The organism is Pseudomonas sp. DVZ6, assembly GCF_024259445.1.
Classification (GTDB): Bacteria; Pseudomonadota; Gammaproteobacteria; order Pseudomonadales; family Pseudomonadaceae; genus Aquipseudomonas; species Aquipseudomonas peradeniyensis.
The window spans coordinates 1-12,602 of sequence record NZ_JANCLM010000027.1 but is presented as its reverse complement, the minus strand read 5'-3'; the positions used below and the strand labels follow the sequence as shown (position 1 = coordinate 12,602).

Here is a 12,602-nt window from a genome sequence, read left to right as displayed (position 1 = left end):
ATCCCCTGGATTTTTTTGACCCGCAAGTCCGGTTCCACCGCCCGGCAGCATTGGCTTTGAGCGGGTGCCGAAAGCCTGCGAATTAGGCTAGAATGCACGGCCTCTAAGCACACCCCTTCCTGAGGCTGTCCCGACGATGTTGATCCTGCGCGGCGCTCCTGCCCTTTCTGCCTTTCGCCACGGTAAATTACTCGAGCAACTGAGCCAGAAAGTCCCCGCTGTTACTGGTTTGTATGCCGAATTCGCCCACTTCGCCGACGTCGACGGCGAGCTGACCGCCGACCAGCAGCAGGTGCTGGGCCGTCTGCTCAAGTACGGCCCGAGCGTGCCGGTGCAGGAGCCAGCCGGCCGCCTGTTCCTGGTCGTGCCGCGCCTGGGCACCATCTCGCCCTGGGCATCCAAGGCCAGCGACATCGCCCACAACTGCGGCCTGCAGTCGATCCAGCGCCTGGAGCGCGGCATCGCCTACTACGTCGCCGGTAGCATCTCCGACGCCGACGCCCAGGTGCTTGCCGCCGAGCTGCACGACCGCATGACCCAGCGCGTGCTGGCCAGGCTGGAAGACGCAGGCGACCTGTTCAGTTATGCCCAGCCCAAGCCGATGACCTCGGTGGACATCCTCGCCGGTGGCCGCGCCGCCCTGGCGCAGGCCAACATCGACCTGGGCCTGGCCCTGGCCGAAGACGAGATCGACTACCTGGTCAATGCTTTCCAGGGGCTCAAGCGCAACCCGAACGACATCGAACTGATGATGTTCGCCCAGGCCAACTCCGAGCACTGCCGCCACAAGATCTTCAACGCCAGCTGGGACATCGACGGCCAGGCGCAGGAGAAGAGCCTGTTCGGCATGATCAAGAACACCTACCAGATGCACAGCGAAGGCGTGCTGTCTGCGTACAAGGACAACGCCTCGGTGATCGTCGGCAGCGTCGCCGGCCGCTTTTTCCCGAACCCTGAGACCCGCCAGTACGGCGCGGTGCAGGAACCGGTGCATATCCTGATGAAGGTCGAGACGCACAACCACCCGACCGCCATCGCCCCGTTCTCCGGCGCCTCCACCGGCTCCGGCGGCGAAATCCGCGACGAAGGCGCCACCGGCCGTGGCGCCAAGCCCAAGGCTGGCCTGACTGGCTTCACCGTGTCCAACCTGCGTATCCCGGGCTTCGAGCAGCCATGGGAGAAGCCTTACGGCAAGCCTGAGCGTATCGTCGACGCCCTCGACATCATGATCGAAGGCCCACTGGGCGGCGCCGCGTTCAACAACGAATTCGGCCGCCCGGCGCTGACCGGCTACTTCCGCACCTTCGAGCAGGGCATCAACACCCCGCACGGTGAAGAAGTCCGTGGCTACCACAAGCCGATCATGCTCGCCGGCGGCATGGGCAACATCCGTGAAGACCACGTGCAGAAGGGCGAGATCACCGTCGGCGCCAAGCTGATCGTGCTCGGCGGCCCGGCCATGCTGATCGGCCTGGGTGGCGGCGCCGCTTCGTCGGTGGCCACCGGTGCCAGCTCCGCCGACCTGGACTTCGCTTCGGTGCAGCGCGAAAACCCGGAAATGGAGCGCCGTTGCCAGGAGGTCATCGACCGCTGCTGGCAGCTGGGCGACAAGAACCCGATTGCCTTCATCCACGACGTCGGCGCCGGTGGTATTTCCAACGCCTTCCCGGAACTGGTCAACGACGGTGGCCGCGGTGGCCGTTTCGAACTGCGCAACGTGCCCAACGACGAGCCGGGCATGGCCCCGCACGAAATCTGGTCCAACGAATCGCAGGAGCGCTACGTGCTGGCGGTCAGCGCCGAAGATTTCGAGCGCTTCCAGGCTATCTGCGAGCGCGAGCGCTGCCCGTTCGCCGTGGTCGGTGAGGCCACCGAAGAACCGCACCTGACCGTTACCGACAGCCACTTCGCCAACACGCCGGTGGACATGCCGCTGGACGTGCTGCTGGGCAAGCCGCCGCGCATGCACCGCTCGGTCACCCGCGAAGCGGAGCTGGGCGATGAGTTCGACCCGAGCACCCTGGACCTGAATGACTCGGTCGAGCGCGTCCTGCGCCACCCGGCCGTGGCCAGCAAGAGCTTCCTGATCACCATCGGCGACCGTACCATCACCGGCCTCGTGGCCCGCGACCAGATGGTCGGCCCGTGGCAGGTACCGGTGGCCGACTGCGCCGTCACCGCCACCAGCTTCGACGTCTACACCGGTGAAGCCATGGCCATGGGTGAGCGTACGCCGCTGGCCCTGCTCGACGCCCCTGCCTCTGGCCGTATGGCGATCGGCGAGACCCTGACCAACCTGGCCGCCTCGCGCATCGAGAAGCTGTCCGACATCAAGCTGTCGGCCAACTGGATGTCCGCCGCCGGTCACCCGGGTGAAGACGCCCGCCTGTACGACACCGTCAAGGCCGTCGGCATGGAGCTGTGCCCGGAGCTGGGCATCACCATCCCGGTCGGCAAAGACTCGATGTCGATGAAGACCCAGTGGAGCGAAGCGGGCGAGCAGAAGAGCGTCACCTCGCCAATGTCGCTGATCATCACCGGCTTCGCCCCGGTCACCGACATCCGCAAGACCCTGACCCCGCAGCTGCGCATGGACAAGGGCGAAACCGACCTGATCCTGATCGACCTGGGCCGTGGCAAGAACCGCATGGGCGCCTCGATCCTGGCGCAGACCCACGGCAAGCTGGCCGCCCAGGCGCCGGACGTCGATGACGCCGAAGACCTCAAGGCGTTCTTCGCCGTGATCCAGGGGCTGAACGAAGACGGCCACCTGCTGGCCTACCACGACCGTTCCGACGGTGGCCTGCTGACCACCGTGCTGGAAATGGCCTTCGCCGGCCACTGTGGCCTGGAGCTGGAACTGGGCAACCTGACTAGCAAGCGCGAGAAAGTCGCGGCCATCCTCTTCAACGAAGAGCTGGGCGCGGTGATCCAGGTCCGTCAGGACGCCACGCCGGATGTGCTGGCGCAGTTCAGCGCCGCTGGCCTGGGCGAGGATTGCGTCGCCGTGATCGGCCAGCCGATCAACAACGGTGAAGTCCTGATCAACTTCGAAGGCGAAGAACTGTTCAACGGCGACCGTCGCCTGCTGCAGCGCCAGTGGGCCGAGACCAGCTACCAGGTCCAGCGCCTGCGCGACAACGCCGACTGCGCCGACCAGGAATTCAACGCCCTGCTCGAAGAAGACAACCCGGGCCTGTCGGTCAAGCTGGGCTACGACGTCAACCAAGACATCGCCGCGCCGTACATCAAGAAGGGTGTGCGCCCGCAAGTGGCGATCCTGCGTGAGCAGGGCGTCAATGGCCAGGTCGAGATGGCTGCGGCCTTCGACCGCGCAGGCTTTGCTGCCATCGACGTGCACATGAGCGACATCCTCGCCGGCCGTGTCGACTTTGAAGCGTTCAAGGGCCTGGTGGCCTGCGGCGGCTTCTCCTACGGCGACGTGCTGGGTGCCGGTGAAGGCTGGGCCAAGTCGGCGCTGTTCAACGCCCGTGCCCGCGATGCCTTCCAGGCCTTCTTCGAGCGTACCGACAGCTTCGCCCTGGGCGTGTGCAACGGTTGCCAGATGATGTCCAACCTGCACGAGCTGATCCCGGGCACCGAGTACTGGCCGCACTTCGTGCGCAACCGCTCGGAGCAGTTCGAGGCCCGCGTGGCCATGGTCGAGGTGCAGAAATCCAACTCGATCTTCCTCCAGGGCATGGCCGGTTCGCGCATGCCGATCGCCATCGCCCACGGCGAAGGCCATGCCGAGTTCGCCAGCGAGGAAGCACTGCTGGAAGCCGACCTGTCCGGTTGCGTGGCCCTGCGCTACGTCGACAACCACGGCAAGGTCACCGAAGCCTACCCGGCCAACCCGAACGGCTCGCCGCGTGGCATCACCGGCCTGACCAGCCGCGACGGCCGCGTGACCATCATGATGCCGCACCCGGAGCGTATGTTCCGCGCGGTGCAGAACTCCTGGCGCCCGGATGAGTGGCAGGAAGACGCGGCGCTGATGCGCATGTTCCGCAATGCGCGGGTGTGGGTGAACTGAGGGTGTACAAGCTCGCCTTCTTCGTCCCCGACAGCCATGTCGAGGTGGTCAAGGCCGCCGTGTTCGCCGCCGGTGGCGGACGCATCGGCGACTACGACCACTGCGCCTGGCAGACCCTCGGCCAGGGCCAGTTCCGCCCGTTGGACGGCAGCCAGCCGTACCTCGGGCAGACCGGCCAGGTCGAGGTGGTCGAGGAGTGGAGGGTGGAGCTGGTGGTGGCTGATGCGCTGATCGGCCAGGTGGTTGCTGCGCTCAAGCAAAGCCACCCGTATGAAACGCCGGCTTATGAGGTCTGGCCGCTGGCCGATTTCTAAGGCTAGTGCCATCGCTGTAGGAGCGGCCTTGTGCCGCGAAAGGGCTGCGCAGCAGCCCCGGCAATCTTGACGAAAACGCCGGAATTCTGGGGCCGCTTTGCGGCCCTTTCGCGGCACAAGGCCGCTCCTACATGTCTTGCAGCGCCTGGCTCAATCCAGGCGCTCGCGCTCCCACCAACAGATGCCACACCCCACCCGCCTGCGGACTCACCCCCAGGCACCCCAGCGCGATCAAGCGTTCCTGCTCTACCTTGCCCTCATCCCTGACCCTTACCCGCAGCCGGCTCGAGGCCACGCACTGCGCCTCCAGCACATTCTCGCGCCCGCCCAGGGCCTGCAGCCATTCATCCGCAACGACCGTCTCGGTGACCACGGCGGCCTTCTCGGCAACCGGTGCCGCCACCCGCGCATGGGGCAGTTCTGCGCGAATCTCGTCGGCCAGCGCATCGGCCATCGGCCCCACCACCACCTGCAGGCTGCCACCGGTACCGGGACGCACCACCGCGAGGGCGCCGAGGGCTTTCAGGTCCTGGTCGCGGGCCAGGTTGCGGTCGGCCAGTACCAGGCGCAGGCGCGTGGTGCAGGCATCGACGCCCTGCAGGTTGGCCGCGCCGCCGAGGGCGTCGATGTAGCGTCGGGCCCGTGGCGCATCGCTGCCCTCGGCCTGGCTGGCCGCCTGTTCTTCGCGGCCGGGTGTCTTCAGGTCGAAACGGCGGATGCAGTAGTCGAACACGAAGTAGTAGACCAACCCATAGAGCACGCCCACCGGGAACACCAGCCAGCCGTTGCTCGAGCGTCCCCAGCCCAGGGCCATGTCGATGCCGCCGCCGGAGAAGGTGAAGCCCAGGCGGATCCCCAACAGGTCGCAGATGGCCATGGACAACCCGGTCAGCAGTGCATGGATCATGTACAGCAGCGGCGCCAGGAACATGAAGGCGAATTCGATCGGCTCGGTCACTCCGGTCAGCGCCGAGGTCAGTGCCATCGACAGCAGCACCCCGCCGATCAGCTTGCGCCGCTGTGGCAGGGCGTGGCGGTACATGGCCAGGCAGGCGGCGGGCAGGCCGAAGATCATCACCGGGAACATGCCGGTCATGAACTGCCCGGCGTCAGGGTCGCCGGCGAAGAAGCGCGCCAGATCGCCGGTGACCACCTGGCCGCTGGCCGCCTGGAAGCTGCCGAAGACGAACCACACCAGGTTGTTGAGGATATGGTGCAGGCCGGTGATGATCAGCAGCCGGTTGAGCACGCCGAAGAAAAACGCGCCGATGCTGCCGCTCTCCAGCATCAGCTGGCCGAGTTCGTTGATGCCGTGCTGGATCGGCGGCCAGATCAGGCCGAACAGCAGCCCGAGAAACACCGCCGATACCCCGGTGGCGATCGGCACGAAGCGCCGGCCGCCGAAGAACGCCAGGTAGTCCGGCAGCTGGATGTCCTTGAAGCGGTTGTACAAGCCGCCGCCGAGCAGGCCGCAGATGATGCCGGCGAGCATGCCCATGTCGATCTTCGGATCGATCACCTTCAGCGTCGCCACCAGCACCAGGTAGCCGATGGCGCCGGCCAGGCCCGCGGTGCCGTTGTTGTCGCGGGCGAAGCCGACGGCGATGCCGATGGCAAAGATCAGCGCCAGGTTGGCGAAGATCGCTTGCCCGGCGTCATGCACCAGGGCGATGTCGAGCAGGTCAGTGTCGCCCAGGCGCAGCAACAGGCCGGCGATGGGCAGGATGGCGATGGGCAGCATCAAGGCGCGGCCGAGCCGCTGCAGGCCCTGGATGAAGTGCTGGTACATGGTGCGCTCCGATTATTGTTGTAGGGCCACGGGGGCCGCTGGTTGGGCGTTGGGTTGCGCGGCGAAGTCACGGCAGGCCTGGCGTACCGCACCGGCGCTGGCCAGGCCCAGCAGGCCCTGGCTGAAGCGGCGGCAGGCACTGGCATCGAGCTGGCGGACCAGAGCCTTGATCTCGCCGATCTGCGGCGCGCTGACCGACAGCTCGGCCACGCCCAGGCCGACCAGCACGGGCGTGGCCAGCGGATCGGAGGCCAGCGCGCCGCACACGCCGACCCAGCGCCCGTGTTTCGCCGCACCCTGGCAGGTCAGCCCGATCAGGCGCAGCAGTGCCGGGTGCAGGGCATCGACCCGCGCGGCCAGCCCGGCATGGTCACGGTCCATGGCCAGGGTGTACTGGGACAGGTCGTTGGTACCGATGGAAAAGAAGTCTGCGTGCTCGGCCAGACGCTCGGCGAGCAGCGCCGCGGCCGGCACCTCGATCATCACCCCCAGTTCGGCGCGAGTCGTCACGCCCAGCTCGGCGGCCAGCCGGTCGAGGCGCTGGCGGATGGCGATCAGCTCGTCGACCTCGGTGACCATCGGCAGCATGATTCGGCAGCGCCGCTGCGGGCTGACCTGGAGCAGGGCGCGCAGTTGCTGGTCGAGCAGCTCCGGGCGCACCTGGCCCAGGCGGATGCCGCGCAGGCCCAGTACCGGGTTGGCCTCGGCCGGCAAGGGCAGGTAGTCGAGCTGCTTGTCGCCGCCGACGTCGATGGTGCGGATGATCACCGGGCGCTCGGCCATGGCGTCGAGCACCGCCTGGTAGGCGTTGCGCTGCTCGGCCTCGTCCGGTGCGGTGGGGCGGTCGATGAACAGGAACTCGCTGCGCAGCAGGCCGATGCCGTCGGCGCCCTGGGCCAGGGCCTGGGCGGCCTCTTCGGCGCTGGCGACGTTGGCCGCGACCTCGATCAGCTGGCCATCGCGGGTACGCGCGCCTTGCTGCGCGGCAGCCTGCTGGCGCTGGCGGATTTCGCGGCGTTGCTGCAGGTGGCAGTGGACCTCGGCCAGGCGTTGTGGGGCGGCCTGGGTTTCCAGGCGACCCTGGTCGGCGTCCAGCACCAGCGGCGTGCCGGCGGGCAGGTCGAGCAGCGCTTCGCCCACGGCCACCAGGCATGGCAGGCCGCGGGCGCGGGCGAGGATGGCGACGTGCGAGGTGGCGCCACCGGCGGCCATGCAAAGCCCGGCGACATCATGGCGGGCGAGCAGCAGCAGGTCGGAGGGGGTCAGTTCGTGGGCGACGACGATGGCCGCCGGCGGCAGGCGCAGTTGCCGGGTTTCGCCGAGCAGGGCGCGCAGCACCCGCTGCTGCAGGTCGTACAGGTCGTTGGCGCGCTCGGCCAGCAACGGGTTGCCGAGGCTGCGCAGGACCTGGCACTGGGTCTCGATGGCGCGGCTCCAGGCATGGCTGGCGGCGACGCCGCCGGCGATATGCTGGCGGGCGTCACCGAGCAGGGCCGGGTCGTCGAGCAGGGCCAGGTGGGCCTCGAGTATCGCCGCCGCGTCCTCCTGGCCGCGAGGCAGGTGCCGCCAGTCGCGGTCGATGGCGTGGCGGACTTCGGCCAGGGCAGTGTTCAACGCCTGGTGCTGCTCGGCGGGATCGTTGTCGCCGCTGTCCGCCGGCAGGCTGATGCCGTCCAGGCGCGCCAGTGGCCCGAGGGCGAGGCCTGGGGCGGCGCAGACGCCGTTGAGCACGCCGGGCTCGGCATTGGGTGTGGGCGTGGCGACGCTGGTGGGCACGTGGGTGGCATGGCGCTCACCGACCGAGGCGGTCTGCACGGCGACGATCAACGCCTGCAGCGCGGCCTGGCTGTCCGGCCCAGTGCAGATAAGCTCGACCTCTGCGCCCTCGCCAACGCCCAGGCCCATGACTGCCACCAGGCTGGTGAGGTCGGCCTCGCGCTCGGCGAAACGCAGCACCGCATGGCTCTGGAAGCCTTGCGCGGTCTGGCGCAGCAGGGCGGCGGGGCGGGCGTGCAGGCCACCGTGATGAGCAACCCGGGCATGACCACTTGCACGCTCATGGCTGACCGGTCGTATATCAGCTTCGCTGTCCGTGGCCTCGACCTCCAGCAGCGCCGCGCCAAGGCGCGCAGTGCCTGTCTCCAGCCGCATCAGGCCAAAGCCCGGGCCATTGCTGACCAGCATCACGGTGACCAGGCTGACGCAGTGCTGGGCCACCAGGTCCATGTCGAAGCGCACCAGCGGTTGTCCCAGGGTCACCTGGTCGCCCAGCGCCACCAGCGGCGAGAAGCCGCGCCCCTGCAACTGCACGGTGTCGACACCGATATGCAAAAGGACTTCCGCACCATTGGCCGCGCGCAGGGTCAGCGCATGGCCGGTGCGCGCCAGTTGCACCACTTCGCCGGCGCAGGGCGCGTGCAGCACGTCGTTCAACGGGTCGATGGCGACGCCGTCGCCCAAAGTGCCGCTGCTGAACACCGGATCCGGTACCTGGTCCAGCGGTACCTGCGGTCCGGCGAGCGGGGCATGGAGGATAATCTTGTTATTGTCGGGCATGCGCTGTTCCTCGCGGCTTCACTGCGTGCAGGTCACTTTGCTCAGGTGACGCGGTTGGTCGGGGTCGAGGCCGCGGGCCTCGGCCAGGGCCGCGGCCATGATGTAGAAGCTCTGGATCGCCAGCAGCGGGTCCAGGGCCGGGTGTTCGGCGCAGCTCAGGGTGAGGTCGCGCCCGGCGATATCGGCCGGCGCCGCCAGCAGCACGCGGGCGCCGCGCTGGCGCATGTCGGCGGCCAGTTGCAGCAGCCCGGCCTGCTCGACGCCACGGGGGGCGAACACCAGCAGCGGGTACTGGGCATCGATCAGGGCCATCGGGCCATGGCGCACTTCGGCGCTGCTGAAGGCCTCGGCCTGGATCACCGAGGTTTCCTTGAGTTTGAGCGCGGCTTCCTGGGCGATGGCAAAGCCCGCGCCACGGCCGATCACCATCAGGCGCTCGCTGTCACGCAGGGTGTCGATGACCGGGCTCCAGTCCTGCGCCGCGGCCTCGCGCAGCTGCGCGGGCAGGGCCAGGCCGGCTTCCAGCAGGGCGCGGTCCTGGCCCCAGTGGGCGACCAGGCGGGCGCTGGCAGCCAGGGTGGCGACGAAGCTTTTGGTCGCCGCCACCGACAGCTCAGGGCCTGCGCACAGCGGCAAGTGGTGCTGGCAGGCCTGCTCCAGGGGCGAGCCTTCGGCGTTGACCAGCGAGACCGTGGTCGCCCCGCACTGGCCCAGGCGCCGCAGGCTGTCGACCAGGTCCGGGCTCTGGCCCGACTGCGAGAAGCCCAGCGCCACCTGGCCACGCACCCGCAGCGGCGCCTGCTGCAGGGTCACCACCGACATCGGCAGCGAAGCCACCGGCAGACCCAGCTGCTGCATGGCGATGTAGGCGAAGTAGCTGGCGGCGTGGTCCGAGCTGCCCCGGGCCACGGTCAGCGCCACTTGCGGATCGAGCCGGCGCAGCTGTTCGGCCAGGGTTTGCAGGCGTGGGTCCAGCGTCTGCGTCTGACGTTCGACGACCTCGGCGCAGGCGCGGGCTTCTTCGAGCATCCTTGAACTCATGCGGTTTCTCCTTCGATCATCACGGCGGTCAGGTTCAGTTGGCGGTCCAGCAGCACCGCATCGGCCCAGGCGCCCGCTTGCAGGCGGCCACGGTCGGCGATGCCGAGATAATCGGCGGGATGGAGTGACAGGCGCTCGGACGCTTCGGCCAGCGGCAGGCCGATCTTCACCAGATTGCGTAGCGCTTGGTCCATGGTCAGGGTACTGCCGGCCAGGGTGCCGTCGGGCAGGCGCACGCCGCCCAGGCACTTGGTCACGGTGTGGCTGCCCAGGCGGTATTCGCCATCGGGCATGCCGGCGGCGGCGGTGGAGTCGGTCACGCAGTACAGGCAGGGGATCGAGCGCAGGGCCACGCGCATGGCGCCGGGGTGCACGTGCAGCAGGTCGGGAATCAGTTCGGCGTAGCGGGCGTGGGCCAGGGCCGCGCCGACGATGCCCGGCTCGCGGTGGTGCAGCGGGCTCATGGCGTTGTACAGGTGGGTGAAGCTGGTGGCGCCGGCCTCCAGGGCCGCCACGCCTTCTTCGTAGCTGCCCAGGGTGTGGCCGATCTGCAGGCGGATGCCGCGCTGGCTCAGGGCCTGGATCAGCGGCAGGTGACCAGCGACTTCCGGGGCGATGGTGATGACCCTGATCGGCGCCAGGGCCAGGTATTGCTCGACCTCGTCGAGCAGCGCCTGGTGGGCGAAGTTCGGCTGCGCGCCGAGCTTGCCGGGGTTGATGTACGGGCCTTCCAGGTGCACGCCGAGGATGCGCGCGCCCTGGCGCGGTTGCCTGAGGTGTTCGCCCAGTTCGGCGAGCACGCGGGTCAGCTCCTCGCGGGGCGCGGTCATGGTGGTGGCCAGCAGCGAGGTGGTGCCGAAGCGCCGATGGGTGCGGGCGATGGTGGCGAAGGCGTCGCCGCCCTGCATGATGTCGCTGCCGCCACCGCCGTGCACGTGCAGGTCGATGAACCCGGGCAGCAGGTACGGCAGGTCGTTGGCCTGCGGGTCGCACGGCGTGCCGTCGATGGCCCGGATGCGGCCGTTTTCCAGGTGCAGTTGTCCGCGCACCCAGCCGTCGGGGGTGAGGATATTGGCGATGTCCATGGGGGCTCCGGTCAGCGTCGCAGTTCGGCGACGAAGTCGTAGTAGTCGTTGCGGCAGTAGGTGTCGGTCAGCTCGATGGCGGTGTTGTCGTCGAGGTAGCCGATGCGGGTCATCAGCAGCATGGCGGTGCCGGGGGCGATGCCCACCTGGGCGGCCAGCTCTTCGCTGGCGTTGATTGCGCGGATGTGTTGCAGGGCGCGGACCACCGGACGGCCGAGCCGGTCGAGGTGCTGGTAGAGCGAGTCGCCGATGGCCTGCGGGTCGCCGAGCAGGCGGGCGGGCAGGGTGCTGACCTCCACCGCCATGACGATATCGTCGGCCTTGCGCAGGCGCTTGAGGTGGACCACCTGGTCGGTGGGCGACAGGCCGAGGCGGATCAGTTCGTCGTTGCTCGGGGTGCCGATGCTGCGCTCAAGCCACTGGGAGCTGGGCACGAAGCCTTTCATGCGCAGCATTTCGCTGAAGCTCGACAGGCGTGACAGGGGTTGTTCGAGGCGTGGGGTGATGAAGGTGCCGGAGCCCTGGATGCGATGGATCAGGCCTTGTTCGAGCAGGACCTCGAGGGCCTTGCGCGCGGTGACCCGGGAGATGTCCAGGGTTTCGCTGAGGGTGCGCTCCGAGGGCAGCGCCTGGTCGGCGGTCCATTGGCCGGCGTGGATGGCCTGCTCAAGGTTGCGCGCCAGCTGCAGGTAGAGCGGGGTGGCGCTGGTGTCGTCGGGGCGCAGGGCCGATAGAGGACGCATGGGCGGTGTCCGATATTGTTGTTGGGTGGAAAATTAATACCACTTTAATACCAGGTCAATACCACTGGTCAGGTTATCTGTCGTAATCCCTGGGGGCGCTTTGCGCCCCTTTCGCGGCACAAGGCCGCTCCTACAGGGATGCGCGTACTCCTGTGTAGGAGCGGCCTTGTGCCGCGAAAGGGCTGTGAAACAGCCCCAGCGATCTCAAGAACTGTCAGATATTTCCGAATCTGAAACCAAATGCTTCAGCCAACAAAGCTTGGGAACTATCCTACGCGCTTGCCGGAAGCCGCCGCATTGTCGGGGAAATACCCCAGGGATAACTTCATCGGGTCGCCAGATTTGGTGACCAGGGTGTGAGAATCCTGGAGTACAAGTTTTTCGGCAGTCCCTTCATGGCAGCCGTGCACGGGCAGACTTCGGTCTGACCGGGTTTCTTGTGCCCCGGATTCTCACCCCGTTCACGGCTGCCACCCTTTGTCTTGTGAGAATTGCCATGGGATGGCGCTTCCTTGGAACGCACAAGAGTTGGACCTATGAAAAAAATCGTCCCCGATCCACCCCGTCTCGCACCCTTCATCAGTATCCGTTCCACGCTCACCCGCGAGGAGGCGATGGCCGCTGCTGTCGAGGTAGCCACCGCCATCTCCGATGTGCTCGATATCTACTTCCAGACCGAACCCGGTGAAGTTCAGGACCGCCTGTTCACCGCCAGCGACTACCTAGGCCAACTGGCCTGCGCCCTGCTCGAACACAAACCGGAGGCCCGACCATGACTCGTGGCCATACCGCAGGCCGTACGGTCTGCCTGGACCTGTTCAAGGTCGAGCCGGGTGTTTCCTTCGAGGACGCCTTCAGCGAGTTGTCGGTGCTGCTCGGCTGCATCCGCCACCTGACCTGCGAGGCGGAAATGGAGGGTGACCTGTTGGCCGGCAGCTCGGCGCGGATCCTCAGTGCCATGGCCAAGGCGTTGATCGATGACATGGAGGTGGGGTTGAACCGTTCCGGTTGAGCCGATGGCCCTATCGCGGGGCAAGC

General features: G+C 67.7%; 9 protein-coding genes. 4 read left to right on the top strand and 5 right to left on the bottom strand.

From position 1 onward, the window contains the following. Nucleotides 1-136: 136 nt before the first annotated feature. Nucleotides 137-4,036, top strand: coding sequence for a phosphoribosylformylglycinamidine synthase (gene purL / locus NMG10_RS16340; RefSeq protein ID WP_232855947.1), 3,900 nt, complete (start codon nt 137-139; stop codon nt 4,034-4,036). A 2-nt stretch (nt 4,037-4,038) separates the two neighbouring features. Further along, nucleotides 4,039-4,350 (top strand): NGG1p interacting factor NIF3, encoded by a 312-nt coding sequence (locus tag NMG10_RS16335; RefSeq protein ID WP_232855946.1) that lies wholly within the window; start codon nt 4,039-4,041, stop codon nt 4,348-4,350. Nucleotides 4,351-4,477: 127 nt separating this feature from the next. On the opposite strand, the gene nagE is transcribed toward NMG10_RS16335, so the two are convergent. From nagE to NMG10_RS16310, 5 genes are read right to left on the bottom strand one after another with little or no spacing between them, the layout of a single operon-like run. Further along, nucleotides 4,478-6,139, bottom strand: a complete 1,662-nt coding sequence (gene nagE / locus NMG10_RS16330) for an N-acetylglucosamine-specific PTS transporter subunit IIBC (protein ID WP_232855945.1) — start codon at nt 6,137-6,139, stop codon at nt 4,478-4,480. A gap of 12 nt (nt 6,140-6,151) precedes the next feature. Continuing rightward, nucleotides 6,152-8,695: a phosphoenolpyruvate--protein phosphotransferase gene (gene ptsP / locus NMG10_RS16325; protein ID WP_232855944.1), complete on the bottom strand. Its 2,544-nt coding sequence runs from the start codon at nt 8,693-8,695 to the stop codon at nt 6,152-6,154. 18 nt (nt 8,696-8,713) lie between these two features. Continuing rightward, nucleotides 8,714-9,736, bottom strand: coding sequence for an SIS domain-containing protein (locus NMG10_RS16320; protein WP_232855943.1), 1,023 nt, complete (start codon nt 9,734-9,736; stop codon nt 8,714-8,716). Further along, nucleotides 9,733-10,821, bottom strand: a complete 1,089-nt coding sequence (nagA, locus tag NMG10_RS16315) for an N-acetylglucosamine-6-phosphate deacetylase (protein ID WP_232855942.1) — start codon at nt 10,819-10,821, stop codon at nt 9,733-9,735. The genes NMG10_RS16320 and nagA overlap by 4 nt, the downstream gene beginning before the upstream one ends. 11 nt (nt 10,822-10,832) lie before the next feature. Further along, nucleotides 10,833-11,564 (bottom strand): GntR family transcriptional regulator, encoded by a 732-nt coding sequence (locus NMG10_RS16310; protein WP_232855941.1) that lies wholly within the window; start codon nt 11,562-11,564, stop codon nt 10,833-10,835. Nucleotides 11,565-12,100: 536 nt separating this feature from the next. On the opposite strand from NMG10_RS16310, the gene NMG10_RS16305 reads away from it, so the two are divergent. After that, entirely contained in the window at nt 12,101-12,340 is a 240-nt protein-coding gene (locus NMG10_RS16305; protein WP_232855940.1) for a hypothetical protein, read from the top strand. After that, the gene (locus tag NMG10_RS16300) at nt 12,337-12,576 is read left to right on the top strand and encodes a DUF3077 domain-containing protein (protein ID WP_050704173.1); all 240 of its coding nucleotides are present in this window, start codon (nt 12,337-12,339) and stop codon (nt 12,574-12,576) included. Before NMG10_RS16305 ends, NMG10_RS16300 begins: the two co-directional genes overlap by 4 nt. Nucleotides 12,577-12,602: the final 26 nt, after the last annotated feature.